We start from the raw sequence: 19,598 nt of genomic DNA, 5'->3' as shown, positions 1-19,598 counted from the left end.
CCCACCGCGCGGCCCTCGGGCCTCGTGTCGGTGGGAGTTCTTCTCTCTGCACGTCACCTCCCGCAGCGGGGGCTCAGAGCAGCACACCACCGCCGGAGGACGGCGCCGCACCCGCCACCGCGGAATACGCGGCCGCGATGAGACCCGGATCTGGCCCTTCCAACCGCCCGGGCCGCGCCAGGCCGTCGAGTACGACGAACCGCAGCACGCCGGACCGGTTCTTCTTGTCCCCGGCCATCGTCTCCAGCAGATCCGGGAGTGCATCGGGGTCATAACTCGTCGGCAGCCCGACCAGGTCGAGAACGGTCCGATGCCGGTCGGCGGTCGCGTCGTCCAGCCGGCCGGCCAGACGCGCGAGTTCGGCGGCGAACACCAAGCCCACGGACACCGCCGCGCCGTGCCGCCAGCGATACCGCTCACGCCGTTCGATGGCGTGACCGAGCGTGTGACCGTAATTGAGGATCTCGCGGAGCGACGACTCCTTCAGATCCGCGGAGACGACATCCGCCTTCACCTGGACCGAACGGCGGATCAGTTCGGGCAGAACCGTTCCCGTCGGGTCGATCGCGGCCTCGGGATCGGCCTCGATGATTTCGAGGATGGCCGGGTCGGCGATGAACCCGGTCTTGATGACCTCGGCCAGACCCGCGACGACCTCGTTGCGCGGGACGGTCTCCAAGGTGGCGGTGTCGATCAGCACGGCGTCGGGTTCGTGGAAGGAACCGACCAGGTTCTTGCCCGCGTCGGTGTTGATCCCGGTCTTACCGCCGACGGCGGCGTCGACCATCGCCAGGAGGGTGGTCGGGATGTGGATGACGCCGATGCCCCGCATCCAGGTGGCCGCGACGAACCCGGCCAGATCGGTGGCCGCTCCCCCACCGAGACTGATCACCTTGTCGTTGCGCTTGAGTCCGATCCGCCCGAAGACATCCCAGCAGAACGCCGCCACCGACAGATCCTTGCCCGCCTCGGCATCCGGGATCTCGACGCGGTGGGCGTCGAACCCCTTGCCCACCAGGAACTCCCGGATCTGCTCGGCCGTCTGCGCCAGCGTCGGCTGGTACAGGATCGCGATGTGATCGGCACCCGTCGCAGCCACCGCGACGTCGTCGAGCAGTCCCCGCCCGATGATGACGTCGTAAGGGGCGCCTGCGTTGACCGTGATGGCCACTGGCTCGGTCATGTGGTCGATGCCCTTTCTGGTACCAGTGCACGGGCCAGTTCGGCGAGAATGATGTCGGCGACGTCACTGGGCGCGCCGGCCGCGGCGTCGACGGCGAATGTGCCCGTGCGTGTGTAGGTCTCGTGGCGCTCGTCGAGCAGATCGCGGTAGCGCGCCTGCGGATCGTCACCGGCGATGAGCGGTCGGTCGCTGTCACGGACGCGCGCGAATCCGTCGTCGGCGCTCACCTGGAGGTAGATCACACGATGACCCTGGAGACCGTCGGCGACGGCCGGGGTCATGACGGCGCCACCGCCGAGTGCGACGACACCGCCGTGTGACCGCAACACCTCCAGCACCACATCCCGTTCGATCTCGCGGAACCGGGCCGGTCCATCGACGGTGAAGATGTCCGGGATCGGCCGCCCGGTGGTGCGCACGATCTCGGCGTCGGTGTCGACGAAGTCGACGCCCAGGCGATCGGCGAGGATGCGGCCGACCGTCGACTTGCCTGCCCCCATGAATCCGATCAGGACCGCCACCGGCCGTCGTCGCGGAGCAGTGGAGGTCATGAGCGCGGCGGACGGGAGTCGATGAGCTTCAGGTAGCCCGCGAGATTCTCGGCGGTCTCGGCCACCGAGTCGCCGCCGAACTTCTCCAGGGCCGCCTGGGCCAGGACCAGCGCGACCATCGCCTCGGCGACCACACCGGCCGCGGGGACGGCGCACACGTCGGAGCGCTGGTGAATGGCGACGGCCTCGTCTCCGGTCGTCATGTCCACCGTCGACAGCGCGCGGGGCACCGTGGAGATCGGTTTCATCGCGACCCGCACCCGCACGTCCTCGCCGTTGGTCATGCCGCCCTCGAGACCACCGGCGCGGTTGGTCGACCGGAGCACACCGTCGGGCCCGGGGACCATCTCGTCGTGCGCCTGACTGCCGCGGCGGCGCGCGGTGGTGAAGCCGTCGCCGACCTCGACACCCTTGATCGCCTGAATACCCATCAGGGCGCCGGCGAGTCGGGCATCCAGACGGGTTTCGCCGCTGACGTGTGACCCGAGGCCCACGGGAACCCCGGTGGCGACGACCTCGACGACACCGCCGAGGGTGTCGCCGTCCTTCTTCGCCGCCTCGATCTCGGCGATCATCGACTTCTCCGCGTCGGCGTCGAATGCGCGCACGGGGCTCTCGTCGATGGCGGCGAGATCGGTGACACGGGGCGCGGGCCCCTCGTATGGTTCGCTCGCGCCGATCGAGATGACGTGCGAGAGCACCTCGATCCCGAAGACCTGGCGCAGGAAGTTGCGCGCGACGGTGGCGACCGCGACGCGTGCCGCGGTCTCTCGCGCGCTCGCGCGCTCGAGGATCGGACGGGCGTCGTCGAAGCCGTATTTCAGCATTCCCGAGTAGTCGGCGTGGCCCGGGCGGGGCCGGGTCAGCGGCGCGTTGCGCGCACTGCCCTCGAGCTCGGCGGCATCCACCGGGTCGGCGGACATGACCGTCTCCCACTTGGGCCACTCGGTGTTCCCGATCTCGACCGCGACGGGACCGCCCATCGTCCGGCCGTGGCGAAGGCCACCGACAAGGGTGATCTTGTCGGCCTCGAACTTCATCCGCGCCCCACGCCCATAGCCGAGCCGACGGCGGGCGAGCTGCTCGGCGATGTCGGACGAGGTGATCTCCACTCCGGCCACCATCCCCTCGACGATGGCGACCAGGGCCGGGCCATGGGATTCTCCGGCAGTTATCCAGCGCAACACAGTTCCCGATTGTTCCATGGCGCCTCACGCTCCCGACCACCCCACCTGGTCGGGGGACTCATGTCAGCAGCAGCGCGCCGACCGTCGCACCGACCAGCGCGGGTCCGTGCGGCCTGGGTCCGGACCGACCGGCACGCAGATGTCCGGCGAGTCCGACGACGGCGGCCACCAGAACCACCGCCGGCCCGATCGCGGGGTCCGCCACCAGCGCACCGCCCGCGAACGCGAACTTCACATCCCCGCCACCGCATCGACCGGCAACCGCGGCCACGAGATACGGCAGCGCGGTCACGAGCGCAGAGGCCACGACGACCGGATGATCGACGCCGACGAGTATCGGCGCGGCCACCCCGGGCCACACCAGCGGGGTGGGGATGCGTCCGGTCCGCGCATCACCGAGCGCGATCACCCCGGCCCAGACGAGGACGAACCACGATGCCATCGGTCGAGCGTGCCCTGCGCCGACCGTATCGCCATCGACCGTGGGCCGATCTGTGGATCAGTCAGTCCCCTGTGGACGAACGTCGCCCCGGCGCGTCAGACGTTGTGCTGGAGCGCCGCCGCCATCGCCTCGCGGGGGGCGGGCCGGCCGGTGAACTGTTCCACCTGGCTGAACGCCTGGTTGAGCAGCATGACCAGACCTCCGACGATCCGGCCGCCCGCGGCGTCCACGGCATCGGCGAGCGGGGTCGGCCAGGGGTGATAGATCACGTCGACCACCGCCGGTGCCTGCGCGACCGATCCGACGATCGGCGCCACCGCATCAGCCGGCACCGTCGAGACCGCGACGGCACTGACGCGGCACCGGTGGCCGAGTTCGGGGCCGTCCCCGAACGGCAGGACGATCGAGGTCATGCCGAGGCGGCGGGCCACCTCCACCACGGGCACCGCGCGGCCGGCATCCCGGGCCACGACGGTCAGCTCGGTGATCCCGGCGTCGGCGAGCGCGGCGACGGTGGGCAGCGCGGTGCCGCCGGCGCCGACGACGACAGCGGACGGATTGGTGCCGGACTCGGCGCCGACCTCACGCAACGCACCTGCCATACCGTCGATGTCGGTGCAGTCGGCGCGCCACCCCTGATCGGTGCGGACGAGGGTGTTGGCCGATCCGACGAGTTCGGCGCGGTCGGTGCGCACGTCGGCGAACGCCAGTGCCGCCAGTTTGGCGGGCATCGTGACCGACAGACCGACGTACTCGGGTCCCAGCCCGGACACGAGATCGGGCAACTGTTCCGCCGTGCACTCGATGCGCTCGTAGGTCCAGTCACCCAGGCCGAGCGCCTGATAGGCGGCGAGGTGCAGATCGGGTGATCGCGAGTGGCCCACGGGTGATCCGAGAACGGCGGCGCGGCGCGGCGACGACATGGCGATCAGCTACACCCGGTCGTCAGAAGCTTGTTCTCGCAAGCCTTCTCGCGGTTCTGCTTGTGTTCGTCGAAAGTGTTCGCGAACAGTGTGGTGCCGTTGCGGTCGATGGTGACGAAGTACAGCCATCGTCCGGGGGTCGGATGCTCGACCGCCGTGAGGGCCCGCTCCCCGACCGCACCGATCGGCGTCACCGGCAGCCCGGTGATCCGGTAGGTGTTCCACTTGTTGTCGGCCTTGTAGGCGTCGCCGTAGACGTCGATGTTGGTGACGGTCGCGGTGTAGTTGGCGGTGGAGTCCATCTCCAGACGCTGACCGTCCCGCAACCGGTTGAGGATGACCCTGGCCACCTTGGGGAAGTCCTCGGGACTGGCCACCTCCCGCTCCACGACCGACGCGGCAACGAGGGTCTGGTACGGCGAGAGTCCGGAGTCATGGGTCTCGAGGAGACCCCACTGCTCGAACCGCAGCGCGCTGGCGACGATGAGGTCGTGCAGGATCTGCGTGGGTGAGTGATCGGGGTCGATCGTCTCCCATGTCCCGGGAGCGATGAGGCCTTCGATCCGTCGATGGTCCCCGGCGAGCTCCTCGACCGTCGGCCGGGCCCATTCCGGGACGCCGAGTTGTTCGGGGGTGGCCTCGGCGGCCGCCTTCTCGAGCTGGCCGACGTCGGCGCCGATGCGTTCCCCGTTGACCGTCACCGCAGTCGCGTTCGAGATCATCTGGAAGATCCCGGGCGTCGTCTTGCCGTCGACACCCTCCTTGTTGTCGAGCTGCAAACCCTCGGGCACCACCATGCGCCCGACCCGGTACTCGTTGCCGTCGGTCATCATCTGGACCGCCGTGGCCGCCGGGATCTGCGTGCGGAGTTTGTAGTAACCGCCCGACATCGCCTGCCCGTCGGCGGCGTTGACGAAGGCGCGGACGCTGCCGACCACGTCGTTGTCCTCGAGGATGCGGCCGAAGTCCATCAGCGTGGAGTTCTGCGGGATGTCGACGATGACGTCGGAGGTCCCGGCGGTGTTGGTGTAGTCCTTGCGGTTCTCGAACACGCCGAACGACCGGAGTCCGACGAAGCCGACGCCGACGACGAGGGCGAGCATGCACACGAGGACCACGCCCAGCACGACGCGGCGCCTGGTGCGGCCTGGTGCCGAGTCGGTGTCTCGTCCCCGGGGACGCGCGGCGGCACGCCCGCCTCGCGGTCGTCGGCGCCGCTCGCGGCCGACGGTGTCGTCGGGCGAACCGGGGCCGGATCGGTCCCGCAGATCGAGGTCGGAATGGCCGGGATCCCCGTGGTCGAGATCCCGGTGGTCGACATCCCGGTGGTCGTCGAGCTCGAGTTCGTCGAGCACCGAGCGCTGCCCGGTAGCGGCGGCCCGTCCGGTCGGCGCGGAACCCTGCGGGGGGATCTGCGCGGGCCGCCGTCGCGCGCGATGCGGGACGGCGCTGCGCAGGGGATCGACGTATTCGCCGGACGAGACCGCCAGCGGCCGGTCGCCCTCGTCACCGCTGCCCGGCGGGATGCGTTCGGGAACAGCACGTTCGGGGACCGGTCGGCCGCGCGGGACCGTCCCGGCCGGCCCTGCGGTCGGCAGACGTTGTGGCGGGCGTGGCGGCTCCGAAGCGGTCTCCCACTCGTCGGGTCGGCCGAGGACGGGCTGCGCCCCGGATGCGGGCGCGGTGTCCGGGGGCGGCGTCGGACGGGGTGCCGTCGGCTGGGGGCCCGTCGTCGGCGGGTGCGGTGTGCGCGCGGCCCCGCGGGCGGGCGCTGAACCGTCGGCGGCTCCTTCGCGGCGCCGACGATGCCGTGTGGACGGTTTTCCCTCGGCGGGTTGGGTGAAGTAGCGCAACCGTTCGAGGTCGAGCTGTTCGGTGGGCTGTTCGGAGAGATCGTGCCGCCGAGGTCGATGGCGTTCGTCGGTCACCGAGTGGTTCCTCTCAGGTTCCCGCGAGATTCGAGGGCGCGACAGACGTGGTTCGCGATCACGAATTGCGATGTGATGTGGGGCCGGACGCGAGCAGAGTTCATCGTCGGGTGTCCAGCCACCCCTGCAGAATAGCGACCGCTGCCGCCTGATCAATCACGGCGCGCGACGACTTCGCCTTCACACCGCTCGCACGCAGTGCCTGGGTCGCGGTGACCGTGGTCAGACGCTCGTCGTGATACTCGACACCCACGGGGGCGATCCGCGCGGCGAGCCGGTCACCGAACTCGCGGGCGAGTTCGGCAGCGGTACCGGACTCGTTGCGGAGGGTCTTGGGCAGTCCGACGATCACCTCGACCACGTCGTACTCCCCGGCCAACGCGACGATGCGCCGGATGTCGCCGTCGCCGGCGGGTGTGCGCTGCACGGTCTCCACCGGGGTGGCGAGGATGCCGTCGGGGTCACACACCGCGACGCCGACGCGGACCGAACCGACGTCGATCCCGAGGCGGCGTCCTCTCGTCCAGGTCATCGATCCCGGACGAGGTCGCGGACACGGGTCATGGCGGAGTCGATGCCGTCGGGGTCCGACCCCGATCCTTGTGCGAGGTCCGGCTTTCCGCCGCCCCGACCACCGATGAGGGGCGCGATCTCCTTCACGATGTCACCGGCCTTCACCCCGCGCGCGCGGGCCGCCTCGGTGGTGGCGATGACGAACGGCACCTTCGTGCCGTCGCCGTCGGCGGAGAACAACGCGATGACGGCCTGGCGGTCGGCGACCTTGCCGCGCAGATCGGTCGCGAGGCCGCGCAGACCATTGCCGTCGAGCCCGTCGGGCAACCGGCCACCCACGACGAGGGTGTCACCGGACGGTGTCGCCGCGTCGATCAGTCCGCCGGCGGCCGAGCGCGCCGACTCGGCGCGCATCCGCTCGATCTCCTTCTCGGCGTCGCGCAGACGGGTGACGAGTTGCTCGACCCGGCCCGGCACCTCCTCAGAGGGCACCTTCAGCGACGACGCGAGACCGGCGATCAGCGCCCGCTCCTTGGACAGGTAGCGGAACGAGTCCATCCCGACGTAGGCCTCCACCCGCCGCACACCCGAGCCGACCGACGACTCGCCGATCACCGTGACCGGCCCGATCTGTGCCGATGCCGCGACATGGGTGCCACCGCAGAGTTCCATCGAGAACGGCCCACCGATCTCGACCACGCGGACCACGTCACCGTAGTTCTCGCCGAACAGCGCGACGGCGCCCATCTGCTTGGCCTCGGTCAGCCCGGTCTCGAAGGTGTTGACCGGGTAATTGGCCTCGACCGCCGCGTTGCTGATCTCCTCGATCTCGCGACGTTGGCTCTCCGACAACGGTTTCCCGGAGTGGAAGTCGAACCGGAGATAGCCCGGACGGTTCAGCGAACCGGCCTGGGTGGCAGTGGGGCCCAGCACCTGGCGCAGGGCCGCGTGGACCATGTGGGTGCCCGAATGTCCTTGTGTGGCACCGTGTCGCCATCCCTGGTCGACGGCGGCGATGACCTCGTCGCCCTCGGCGATCTCGCCTTCGTCGACGATCACCTTGTGCAACCAGACCGACTTGCCCGCCTTCTGCACGTCGGTGACACGCAGACGAACCCCGTCACTGGTGGTGATGGTGCCGACATCGGCCATCTGTCCGCCGGATTCGGCGTAGAGGGGGCTGCGGTCGAGCACCACGACGAGCTCCTGCCCGGGCGCGGCGGTGCGCACCCGCGACCCGTCGGACACCAGACCGAGCACTCTCGCCTCGGACACGAGTTCGTCGAAGCCGGTGAACGTGGTCGGTCCCCGATCGAGGAACTCGCGGTACACCGACAGGTCCGCGTGACCCGTCTTGCGGGCCGTTGCATCGGCTTTCGCGCGTTGCTTCTGCTCGGCCATGAGAGCGGTGAAGCCCTCCTGATCGACCGACAGACCAGCCTCGGCGGCCATCTCGAGCGTGAGGTCGATGGGGAACCCGTAGGTGTCGTGCAGGGTGAACGCGTCGTTTCCGCTGAGGGTGGTGTTCCGAGCGGCCTTCGTCGCGTGGGCGGCGTCGGCGAACAACTTGGAACCGGCGGCCAGGGTCTTGCTGAACGACGCCTCCTCGCCCACGGCGACCGCGATGATGTGATCGCGCTGCTCGGCCAGAGTGGGATACGACGGCGACATCGTGTCGATGACCAGACCGATGAAATCGTCCATCGTCGGCTGATCCGCGCCCAGCAACCGCACGGAACGGACCACGCGGCGCAGCAGTCGGCGCAGGACATATCCCCGGCCGTCGTTACCGGGCAGCACGCCGTCACCGATCAGCAGCGCGGAGGTGCGGGCATGATCGGCGATCACCCGGAACCGGACGTCGTCGTCGTGATTCCCGGCCCCGTAGGCGCGGCCGGTGAGACGGGCCGCGAGGTCGATGATCGGCTTGCACAGATCGGTCTCGTAGACGTTGTCGACGCCCTGCAGGATGCAGGCGACACGTTCGATGCCCATGCCGGTGTCGATGTTCTTCTTCGGCAGCGGGCCCAGGATCTCGTATCCGTCCTTGCCGCCGCCGGGACCGCGCACGTTCTGCATGAACACGAGGTTCCAGATCTCGATGTAGCGGTCCTCGTCGGCCTCGGGTCCTCCCTCGACCCCATAGGCCGGCCCGCGGTCGTAGAAGATCTCCGAGCAGGGCCCGCACGGACCGGGCACGCCCATCGACCAGTAGTTGTCTTTGAGACCGCGACGCTGGATGCGTTCGGCGGGGACCCCGATCTCGTCGCGCCAGATGGCCTCGGCCTCGTCGTCGTCGAGGTACACCGTCGGCCAGAGTTTGTCCGGGGCGATGCCGTACCCGCCGTCGTCGACGCTGTTGGTGAGCAGGGTCCACGCGAAGTTGATGGCCTCGCGCTTGAAGTAGTCACCGAACGAGAAGTTTCCGGCCATCTGGAAGAAGGTGTTGTGCCGGGTGGTGATGCCCACCTCGTCGATGTCGAGGGTGCGCACGCACTTCTGCACACTCGTGGCGCGGTCGAACGGCGGCGTCTGCTCACCGAGGAAGTACGGCTTGAAGGGCACCATCCCGGCGTTGACGAACAGCAGATTCGGATCGTCGAGGATCAGCGAGGCGCTGGGGACCTCGGTGTGGCCCGCCTTGATGAAGTGATCCAGGAAGCGCTGCCGGATGTCATGCGTCTGCACTGAGTTCGTCCTCGGGGGTCGTGGTCGGCGGGCGGAGGTCGGGGCCGTCCGGGCTGGTCGACCTACCAGACTACCGTCGACGTCCCCGCCCGGTGACACCACGCACGATGGATCGCAACCGGCCGAGGCGGGCACCGATCTCGCGTTCGTTCCCGTGATCTGTCGGGTGGTAGTAGTCGACGCCGACGAGGTCGTCCGGCGCGTACTGCTGGGCGACGACGCCGTCCGGGTCGTCGTGGGGGTATCGGTAACCGATGCCGCTGCCAAGACCCTTGGCCCCCGCATAGTGACTGTCTCGCAGGTGGGCCGGGACCGCACCCGATTTTCCCGCCTCGACGTCGGCGAGCGCCGCGCCGATCGCGGAGACGACGCCCGCCGACTTCGGTGCGGTCGCGAGATGGATGGTTGCCTGGGTCAGCGCCAGCTTCGCCTCCGGCATGCCGACGAGTGCGACGACCTGGGCGGCGGCGACCGCAGTCTGCAGGGCCATCGGATCGGCCATCCCGATGTCCTCGCTGGCGTGGATCATCAGCCGACGCGCGATGAACCGGGGATCCTCGCCCGCGGCGATCATCCGCGCGAGGTAGTGCAGTGCGGCGTCGACGTCGGAACCGCGGATGGACTTGATGAACGCACTGGTGACGTCGTAGTGCTGATCGCCGTCCCGGTCGTAGCGGACCGCCGCGCGATCGATCGCTGCCTCGACATCGGCGACCTCGAGGACCGGTGAGGCCTCCGCCTCCTCGATCTGCACGGCCGCGTCAGCACTCGCCTCGAGCGCGGTCAATGCACGACGCGCGTCACCACCGGCCACTGCGACGAGATGGTCCAGCGCTTCCTCGCTGATCGACACCCGGCCGTCGAGCCCGCGGGGGTCGGCGACCGCCCGACGCAACACCTCGCGGATGTCGTCGTCGGACAGCGAACGCAGTTGCAGGACGAGCGACCGCGACAACAGGGGCGAGACCACCGAGAAGGACGGGTTCTCCGTCGTGGCCGCCACCAGCAGCACGATCCGGTTCTCCACCGCGTCCAGCAATGCGTCCTGCTGGGTCTTCGAGAAGCGGTGCACCTCGTCGATGAACAGCACGGTCTGCTGGCCGTCGATCAGTCGGCGGCGTGCGACGTCGATGACCGCGCGGACCTCCTTGACGCCGGCCGACAACGCCGACAGAGCCTCGAACCGGCCGCCGGTCGCACGCGAGATCAACGCGGCCATCGTCGTCTTGCCGGTACCGGGCGGCCCGTACAGCATCACCGATGCGGCGCCCGAACCGTTGATCAGTCGACGCAGCGGCGAGCCCTGACCGAGCAGATGTTGCTGTCCGACGATCTCGTCGAGCGACTGCGGCCGCATCCGCACGGCCAGCGGCGCGTTCGCCTGCGGAGGCGAGGTCAGTGCCCCTGCACCGGAACCGGTGACCGTGCCGCCTGACGGTGGGTCGAAGAGCCCGTCCATGCCCGGCGCGGTCAGGTGAGCCAGGTCCGCTGCAGCGCGGCTCCGAGATGTGCGGCGAACTCGGCGACAGCCGGCTCACCGGCACGCGCGGCGGCAGCAGACAGATCGGCCCAGCGGGCCACCACGACGCGCGGGTCGTTGCTGTGCAGCGCCCAGTCGTGCGAGTAGCCGGACGGACTGATGTGCGGTGCCTCGACACCGGCGAGCCCGTCGTCGGGCGGCAGCATCCACATCGTGGACAGCCAGGTCCACAGCAGCCGCGCGGTGATGATCTTGCGTGAACACTCTCCGTCGTGGCCGAGGGAGGGCCAGATCGGGTACACCTCCGACCGCCACGCGTCGATCATCGAGATCTCGAGGTCGGTGCGTTTGCCCACGTTCGCTCGCGACAGCTGGGCACCACACGTCACCACGGCGTAGGCGATGTCGAGGGTCGCGTCGCGGAACCCGCCCCACTCGTAGTCCATGAACTGGACACCCTCGTCGTTCAGCAGGATGTTCTCGGGTCCGACGTCGGACGGGCTGAAGGCGCGGTGATCGCCGTCGGCGAACAGGGTGCAGGCGTCGGTCAGCCGATCGCGCACCTCGTCGGCGAAGTCGACGTCGAGCCGTGCGAGGAGGGCCGGTGCATCCGCGACGGCTCGCATCGCGGTGTCGGCCAGCACGTCCTCGTCCTCGGCCCCCGGGGCGCCGCGGCGCAGGATCGCGAGGAAGTCGATCTCGCCACCGACCGTGGCGGCGTGCATCCGGCCGAGTGCCTGGCCCCACGCACTCACCGCATGTGAGGTCTCGACGGGATCGGTGCCCGACAGCAGCGACGACATCGACCGACCATGCCCGAGATCGGTGAGCACCAGCACCCGCATGTCGGGATCAGACGCGATCAGCTGCGGACCCGGCCGCGATTCGGTCGGGAGCGCCGTCGCGTACTTGTAGGAGGCCAACTCCCGGTGGAACGCACGGGGATCCTCGTCGTCGGGCAGCGCCTTGATCACCAGGGTGCGATCCATCGACAGCGGATTGGCCATCACCCGCGCCCGCACCACCACGGTGCGGCCACTGCCACCGAGGTCTTCCGGGTCGGCGAGGGTGACGGGGGAACCGGCTCGATGCGAGAGAACCGCCTCGGCCGCGCGCACCACACCAGCGATGCGACTCTCAGTGATTACCGTCATGTCATCAACCAACCTACCCAATCGTCCGACGGACCGTCACGACTCTTCACTCATCTGCAACCCACTTGCTACCGGCAAACACCGACAAACCTCAGATCTCAACTCGCACAACAGTGATCGCACACGACACAGGGTGATACCCGAGACGGCCGCCGGTGATGTCGGTCGAACGGGCGACAGGACGCCGATCCCGGACGAGCCGTCGTGTTCAGCCGGCGGTCTCCGTCACGCCCGGGCGTAGTCCCGTCTCGTCCGGCCCCAGCGGGCTGACGTCGACGGATACGTCGATCCGGCTCTTCTTCGACTCGGTGTAGATGACGCCACGCAGCGGGGGCACGTCGTCGTAGTCGCGGCCCCAGGCCACGGTGACATGCCGCTCGTCGACCAGTTTGTCGTTGGTGGGGTCGAACGCGAGCCAGCGATCCCCCGGCAGCCAGACGGCGGCCCAGGCGTGACTGGCGTCGGCGCCGAAGATCCGCATCTTCCCGGGCGGTGGGTCGGTGGCGAGGTATCCCGACTCGTAGCGGGCGGCCAGACCGACCGATCGCAGGCATGCGATGGCGACACGGGCGAAATCCTGGCACACGCCCATCCGCCGCTCCATCACGGTCTCCACGCGGGTGCTGATCGCCGTCGAGCCCGATTTGTAGGTGAAGTCGCGGAAGATCCGCGAGGTGAGATCGGTGACCGCCTCGATCAGCGGTCGACCGGGTGTGAACACCACGTTCGCGTAGTCGGCGACGGCCGGTGTGATCTCCGGGGGGTACAGATCGAGCACGAACTCCGTCACGCCCGCACCCGCGGTCCCCACGGCGGCGGGACGTGCCTGTTCCCAGGGACCGAGCGCGGCAGGTGACAGTCGCAGACCTGCGTCGGGCGGATCGACCTCCACGATCGAGGTGGCGGTCACGACGAGCGAGTCGTGGTTGGTCCGGACATGGAAGTAGGAGTCACTGTTGCCGTAGACGTCGACACCCGTCGACACGTCGTCGGGTTCGGGTTCGATGACGACCTCGGCCGACCGGACACGCTGCTGCGGGAGCTCGCGCGGCGTCAGGTAGCAGCGCCCGTACGAGGACGACACGACGTCGTCGTACGTGTAGCGGGTCCGGTGCATCACCTGATACCGACGGGTGTGCTCGGCGGCGGGGACCGGACGGTTGGTCCAGTCGGTGTCCGAATCGGCGGGTCCGGCCGCCGAGGCGGCGTCGGGAGTGGTCACGGCGCGTCCTCACCTCCCCCGCCCCAGATCGGCTGGGCCTGACGCGGCGGCGCGAACTTCGTGCGGCCCAGCACGTCGGACAACTCGCGCAGTCCGGTCCCGATGGTGGTCATCAGGTCGGCGAGGTCGGGGCGACGACCCTCGGCGTCCGGCGTCGCGAGATCGTCGGGGTCGGACCGCCGGAGTTCGGCGATCAGGTCCTCGACGATGCGTTCGGCTGCCGCCGAACGCAGTTCGTCGGGCAGCGCGGCGAGGTCCGCTCTCGTCAGCGTCAGTTGGTAGATCAACGAACGCGGGTTGGACTCGTCGAAGAACAGCAGTCCGCCGACGGCCCCGAACTGGTAGAGCCCGCGATTGCGCCTGCGGTAGATGACCGACGACTCGTTCGCGACGAGGTAGGACTCCAGCAACGCCTGCTCGACCTCGCGGTCGTGGTGGTCGACGAACAGCGCCCGGGTGAGGTCGGCGAGCGTCAGGGCCCGCTCGATTCGTCGCCCGATGTCCATGAACAGCCACCCGGCGTCGTGCACCATCGACTCCGCCTGGAGTCCCGCGAGGGCCAGCACACCGTGCAGCACCTCGTCGTGGGCGAGCCGCAGTTCCGATCCCGGCTCGAGGCCGGAGTCGGTGGCGTGACCGGTGGAGTCGGAGACCTCGTCGACGCCGAGGCGGTCGGCACGGACCTGCGCGCCGAGCCGTTCGATGGCCCGCTCCACCGGCGCGAGCACCATCCAGGTGCTCGTCGACATCTGGTCGCGGACCGCCCTCGCCGACGACACAAGCCGATCGATGGAATGCGCGATGGTGCCAGGGACCGCCCGCGCCACGGTCAGATCCGTGATCGTGGCGATCGCCTCGTCGACCCGGTCCGCGGTCGGTGCCGTGTCGGCGTCGTCCGCGAGCAACGCGGCACTGTCGAGATAGCGGGCGGTCCCGGTGATGATCGCGGTCGCGTGCAGGATCATCGGCACGGCGGCGGGCCCGCTCATCCACGGGCGGTACTGGACCTCCTGATAGCGCTCACGGGCGACCTTGGCCAGTCGCGTCGTCGATTCGACGCGCTCGCCGTAGCGTCCGAACCAGAACAGATCCGACAGCACACGCGGGCTGGCCGCGGCAGCGATGTCGGAGTAGCCGGTCCGTGTGGGACGCCCAGGTGCGGGCACGACGAGGACGTCGTCGTCGGGAGCGGCGCGTGTCGACGACTTGCGCGAGACGTGGCCGCCGACATCGGCACTGGTCACCCAGACATCCTTGGCCGCAGCCACGTGATGTGCCGATCCGGCCGGGCCGTCGGCGAGGACCGATCCGAGCCCGCCCGGCAGGACGGCGTACGTCGGCCCCTGCGCGACACTGAACGCGCGCACGCCGACCGGTGCCGCGCGCAGCGTCGCGGCGCCGAATCCGCCGCGCGCGGCGGTCATCGACGGGGCCATCGACGTGGGTCGCAACGTGCGGGCGACCCACTGCCACGTCTGCGACTCGATGCGATCCCGCAGATGGGCGCGGGTGGCGGAGTCGATCAGCGGCATCACGTACTCGTCACCGGACCGGATGTCGGTGATCACCAGATCGTCGAGATCGGCGAGGATCTTGCCGCGCTGCAGATCGTCACCGGCCCACAGTGTCGGCACCGACGGGAGGGCCAGCTCCTCGTCGAGCAGGACCGGCGCGAGCCGCTCGAGGACGGTGTGCATCGCCGGGTTCTCCAGCACCCCGCTGCCCAGGGTGTTGACCACGGTCACGTTCCCGCGCGAGATCGCCTCGACGAGGCCGGCCACACCGAGCCGCGAATCGGTGCGCAGATCGAGCGGGTCGGCATACTCGGCGTCGATCCGACGCAGCAGCACGTCGACCCGTTTGAACTTCCCGAGCGACCGCATGTAGACGACCCCGTCGCGCACGGTGAGATCGGTGCCCTCGACCAGCGGCAGACCGAGCACGGAGGCGAGGTAGGCCTGGTCGAACGCCGTCTCGGACATGCTGCCCGGACTCAGCACCGCCACCGTCGGGTCGTCGACGCCCGGCGGCGCGTAGTCGAACAACGCGAGTCGCAGCGTGCCGGCGAAGCTCGTCATCGCCCGCGGCGCGCACTGTTGGAACAGCTGCGGGAACGTCCGCGACAGCAGCCGCCGGTCGACGATCGCGAAGCCGATGCCCGACGGGGCCTGGGTGCGGTCCGCGTAGACCTCGAACCGGCCCTCCGGAGATCGGACGAGGTCGAGTGCGTGCAGGAACAGACCGTGCGGCCCGGGCACCTCCAGTCGCGCCGCCTTGCGGATGTATCCGGGGTGTCCGAAGACCATCTCGGGAGGAATCAGCCCGGAGGTGATGGTCTTCTGGTCGCGGTAGAGGTCACGCAGCAACAGATCGAGGAGCATCGACCGCTGGGTGACGGCCTTCTCCAACTCCGACCACTCGCTGCCGTCGACGATCAGCGGGACCGGATCGATCTGCCAGTCCCGGGCGACGGTCGTGACACCGTCGAACTGGTTGTAGACGACACCCTCGTCGCTGACGGCGGTGGCCAGGCGGGCGGCGGCCGCATGCAGACGGGCCTCGCCGCGGGCGGCATATCCGTCGACGAGATCGGTCCACGCGGTCCGGGTGCGGCCCGCGCTGTCGAGCATCTCGTCGAACGGGATCTCCGACGACGAGGTGCCGTCGTGAGCGAGCCGGTCGATCTCGAAGAGTGCGGAGCCGTCCGGCCGATATCGGTCGAAGACCTCGGGCAGAGCACCGCCGATCGGGCTGCCCGACGAAACAGTCACCGGAGAACTGTACGTGCCCGACGCAGGTCGAGGATGGCCGGGACCCCGGAATCGGTGGCCAGCCGGGCCTGACGTTCGCGCAGGAGCCCGACGTCGACGGCACCGGTCGTGTGTCCCGTCGACTCGAAACGCCCGTTACGGCGAGACTCCGCCTCGACCGCGTTGACCGGCGGACGATCGTAGGCCCGTCCCCCCGGGTGCACGACGTGATACGTCGCGCCGCCCACGGACCGCTCGCTGACGGTGTCGATGAGGTCGAAGGTGAGCGGGGTGTCGATGGTGATCGTCGGATGCAGGGCGCTCGGCGGCTGCCACGCCCGGAAGCGGATGCCGGCGACCCGTTCCCCGGTACGCCCCGTCGGTCGTAGCGGGATCGGGAAGCCGTTGCAGGTCAACAGGAATCGATCGTCCTCACCGCCGAGCACGCGCACCTGAACGCGCTCGACGGACGAGTCGACGTACCGGGCCGTGCCGGTTCCGGTCGATTCCTCGCCGAGCGTGTTCCACGGCTCGATCGCCCCCCGCAGCTCGACCTCGTGATCACGGATCGCGACGGTACCCAGCCGCGGGAAGCGGAACTCGGTGAACGGGTCGAGCCATGCGGTGTCGAACGGATATCCCGCCTCGCGCAACTCCTCGGCGACGAGCGCGATGTCGGCGATGAGGTGGTGGGGCAACAGGTATTTGCCGTGCAGGTCGGCACCGTGCCGGATCAGCCGGCCACGGTAGGGCTGCTCCCAGAACCAGGAGACGAGCGATCGCACGAGGAGCGACTGCACCATGGCCATCTGATGGTGCGGTGGCATCTCGAACGCCCGCAGTTCCAGCAGGCCGAGGCGGCCCCGCGAGGAGTCGGGACTGTAGAGCTTGTCGATGCAGAACTCGGCGCGGTGGGTGTTCCCGGTGATGTCGGTCAGCAGGTGACGCAACGCCCGGTCGGTGACCCACGGATTCGGCGGCGCGTCGGCGGCCACACCGCCGGCCGCCTTCACCGCGAGCCGGTCGATCTCGGCGAACGCGATCTCCAACTCGTACAACGACGACTCGCGGCCCTCGTCCACCCGGGGTGCCTGCGAGGTCGTACCGACGAACCGGCCGGAGAACAGGTAGGACAACGCGGGATGCCGCTGCCAGTACGTCAGCATCGACACGAGCAGATCCGGTCGACGCAGCATCGGCGAGTCGGCGGGCGTGCGTCCGCCGAGGGTGATGTGGTTGCCGCCGCCGGTGCCGCCGTGGCTGCCGTCGAGGTCGAAGGTCTCCGTGCCGAGCCGTGCGTGTCGAGCATGTTCGTAGAGCGACTCGAGGAGTTCGGACTGTTCACCGAAACTGTGCGTCGGCTGGATGTTCACCTCGATCACCCCGGGGTCCGGTGTCACGGTGAGCGTGGTGAGGCGTCCGTCGGCCGGCGGTCCGTAACCCTCGACGACGATCGGTGTGCCGATCGCCGCGGCCGCCTCCTCCAGCATCTCGATGACCGCCAGGAACTCCTCCAGCGCAGCGGTCGGCGGCAGGAACGCGTGCAGCACATCGTTGCGGACCTCCGCGACGATGGCTGTGCGCGGGACGAATGCGGACGGATCCACCTCAGTCACGGTCCACCCGAGCGCCTGGGCCGGATCGTCGGGCAGGGCGTCGGGGCGAGCCGACGGGTCCACCTCGAAGACGGTCGGCGCGGGCCCCCAGGACAGTGAGTTCAGCGGCAGACGGAGTCCGGCCGGGGAGGTGCCCGGGGTCAGCACGAGCCGGCCGCGGCGGGTCGTCCAGCGTGCGGACTGCCAGGCGGAATCGTCGTCGCTGCGACTCAGCGGCAACACGAATGCGGTCGGCCCGGCCACCGAACCGTCGAGTCGCCGCAACAGTGCCTGCCGGGCGGCGGTGGAGTCGTCGACCGGTCCGAGGTCCTCCTCGAGTTCTTCGGCCTCGGCGGCCGCCACGGCTAGTTGCGTCGCGCGCACCGTCCGCAGGGTCGGGTCGTCGGCAGGGTCGCCCGGGGGCAGGGTGGACAGCTCGCGCATCCGGACCAGCGGGTCCTCGAACGCGGGCATCACCTGCGACAACGGGAGTCCGAGGCGGGACGCGAACGCGATCAGCAGCTTCTCCGCCACGCCGGAGGACGCCGATGCGTCCGGTCCCCCGCCGTGCGTCTCGGTCTGCATGCTCGCCTCGGCGGCGGCACGATCCGACCAGGGGTCGGCGAGTAGTTCCGGACGACGCCAGATCGGCAAGCCGTCGGTACGCCACATGAGCGCGATCTGCCAGCGCGGCAACGGTTCCCCCGGATACCACTTGCCCTGGCTGCGTTGCACGAGCCCGGTCGGCGCGTAGGCCGCCTGCAGCCGGCCCGCGAGGTCGGAGGCGAGTTGCCGTTTGTGCGGGCCGTCGGCGGCGGTGGTCCACTCGGGATCGGTCTGGTTGTCGATCGAGACGAAGGTCGGTTCGCCTCCCATCGTCAGCCGGACGTCGTTGCGTTCCATCGTGGTGTCGAGGGCGGCACCGAGTTCCTGGACGCGCTCCCACTGCGACGGTGTGTACGGCAAGGTCACCCGCGGGTCCTCGTGGAACCGAGTCACCGTGTTGGAGAAGTCGAGGGTGGCGTGACAGGGGCCGGTCGCACCGGTGATCGGTGCCGCACCACCGGGATTGGGCGTCGCGGCGAGCGGGATGTGCCCTTCTCCGGCGAACAGGCCGGAGGTGGGATCCATCCCGACCCAGCCGGCGCCGGGCAGATACACCTCGGTCCAGGCATGCAGGTCGGTGAAGTCGGCGTCCGGTCCGGACGGACCGTCGATCGACTTGACGTCGGAGGTGAGCTGCACGAGGTAGCCGGAGACGAATCGCGCGGCGAGGCCGAGTTCCCGCAGGACGGCGACGAGCAGCCATGCGGAGTCGCGACACGATCCGATCCCGCTCGCCAGAGTGTGTTCGGGTGTCTGCACACCGGCCTCGAGACGCACGGTGTAGCCGACGGCCTGCTGCACCGCCCGGTTCACCGAGACCAGGAAGTCGATGATCCGCACGTGTCCGCTGGGCCGGTGCGCGGCGGCGAACTCGGCGATGGACGGGTGCACCGGCGCGCCCGCGAACTCACCGTCGGTGACCCCGACCGGGCGCAGGAAGATCTCGAGGTCGTCGGCGAGTTCGTCGGGATAGTCGAAGCCGTAGTCCTCGGCCCAGTCCTCGATGAAGAAGTCGAACGGGTTGATCGCGGTCAGGTCGGCGATGAGGCTCACGGTGACCGAGAGGGTCGGCGACGGCTCCGGGAACACCAGACGGGCCATGTAGTTGCTGAAAGCGTCCTGCTGCCAGTTCAGGAAGTGCTCTGCGGGTTCGACTTTCAGCGAATACGCCTCGATCGGTGTCCGCGAGTGGGGAGCCGGCCGCAACCGCACCACATGCGGGTAGATCTTGACCGGGCGATCGAACGCGTAACTCGTCCGGTGCTCGAGGGCCACCTTGATCGTCATGGTCAGAAATCACATCACAGATACCGACCCGATGCCGGATGTGCGGGCCGGATCACCGGCCCGCACCGGCGGCGTCACCGGAGGGCGGG

13 protein-coding genes are annotated in these 19,598 nt (G+C 69.4%); all 13 read right to left on the bottom strand.

From position 1 onward, the window contains the following. Positions 1-73: 73 nt before the first annotated feature. Positions 74-1,183, bottom strand: a complete 1,110-nt coding sequence (aroB, locus tag EEB19_RS00860; protein ID WP_187582276.1) for a 3-dehydroquinate synthase — start codon at positions 1,181-1,183, stop codon at positions 74-76. Then, entirely contained in the window at positions 1,180-1,734 is a 555-nt protein-coding gene (locus tag EEB19_RS00855; protein ID WP_187582275.1) for a shikimate kinase, read from the bottom strand. The genes aroB and EEB19_RS00855 overlap by 4 nt, the downstream gene beginning before the upstream one ends. Further along, positions 1,731-2,939, bottom strand: a complete 1,209-nt coding sequence (gene aroC, locus EEB19_RS00850; protein WP_187582274.1) for a chorismate synthase — start codon at positions 2,937-2,939, stop codon at positions 1,731-1,733. Before aroC ends, EEB19_RS00855 begins: the two co-directional genes overlap by 4 nt. Before the next feature lie 40 nt (positions 2,940-2,979). Then, entirely contained in the window at positions 2,980-3,363 is a 384-nt protein-coding gene (locus EEB19_RS00845) for a prepilin peptidase (protein ID WP_187582273.1), read from the bottom strand. A 95-nt stretch (positions 3,364-3,458) separates the two neighbouring features. Further along, positions 3,459-4,286, bottom strand: coding sequence for a shikimate dehydrogenase (locus tag EEB19_RS00840; protein WP_187582272.1), 828 nt, complete (start codon positions 4,284-4,286; stop codon positions 3,459-3,461). A 5-nt stretch (positions 4,287-4,291) separates the two neighbouring features. Beyond that, positions 4,292-6,214, bottom strand: a complete 1,923-nt coding sequence (gene mltG, locus EEB19_RS26805; protein ID WP_262365350.1) for an endolytic transglycosylase MltG — start codon at positions 6,212-6,214, stop codon at positions 4,292-4,294. A gap of 100 nt (positions 6,215-6,314) precedes the next feature. Continuing rightward, complete coding sequence (ruvX, locus tag EEB19_RS00830) at positions 6,315-6,746, bottom strand: Holliday junction resolvase RuvX (protein WP_187582271.1); 432 nt, start codon at positions 6,744-6,746, stop codon at positions 6,315-6,317. After that, on the bottom strand, positions 6,743-9,415 hold the full coding sequence (gene alaS / locus EEB19_RS00825) for an alanine--tRNA ligase (RefSeq protein ID WP_187582270.1): 2,673 nt from the start codon (positions 9,413-9,415) through the stop codon (positions 6,743-6,745). The genes ruvX and alaS overlap by 4 nt, the downstream gene beginning before the upstream one ends. Before the next feature lie 70 nt (positions 9,416-9,485). Next, on the bottom strand, positions 9,486-10,874 hold the full coding sequence (locus tag EEB19_RS00820) for a replication-associated recombination protein A (RefSeq protein WP_187582268.1): 1,389 nt from the start codon (positions 10,872-10,874) through the stop codon (positions 9,486-9,488). 11 nt (positions 10,875-10,885) lie between these two features. Next, positions 10,886-12,049 (bottom strand): hypothetical protein, encoded by a 1,164-nt coding sequence (locus EEB19_RS00815; protein WP_187582266.1) that lies wholly within the window; start codon positions 12,047-12,049, stop codon positions 10,886-10,888. Positions 12,050-12,257: 208 nt separating this feature from the next. Then, on the bottom strand, positions 12,258-13,166 hold the full coding sequence (locus EEB19_RS00810) for a transglutaminase family protein (protein ID WP_187583029.1): 909 nt from the start codon (positions 13,164-13,166) through the stop codon (positions 12,258-12,260). A gap of 101 nt (positions 13,167-13,267) precedes the next feature. Next, complete coding sequence (locus EEB19_RS00805; RefSeq protein WP_262365349.1) at positions 13,268-16,042, bottom strand: circularly permuted type 2 ATP-grasp protein; 2,775 nt, start codon at positions 16,040-16,042, stop codon at positions 13,268-13,270. After that, positions 16,039-19,509 (bottom strand): DUF2126 domain-containing protein, encoded by a 3,471-nt coding sequence (locus tag EEB19_RS00800; protein WP_187582264.1) that lies wholly within the window; start codon positions 19,507-19,509, stop codon positions 16,039-16,041. The genes EEB19_RS00805 and EEB19_RS00800 overlap by 4 nt, the downstream gene beginning before the upstream one ends. Positions 19,510-19,598 lie beyond the last annotated feature (89 nt).

Origin of the sequence: Gordonia sp. OPL2 (assembly GCF_003797825.1) — a bacterium.
In the GTDB taxonomy this organism is placed as follows: Bacteria; Actinomycetota; Actinomycetes; order Mycobacteriales; family Mycobacteriaceae; genus Gordonia.
This window is presented reverse-complemented; position numbering and strand designations above follow the sequence as displayed.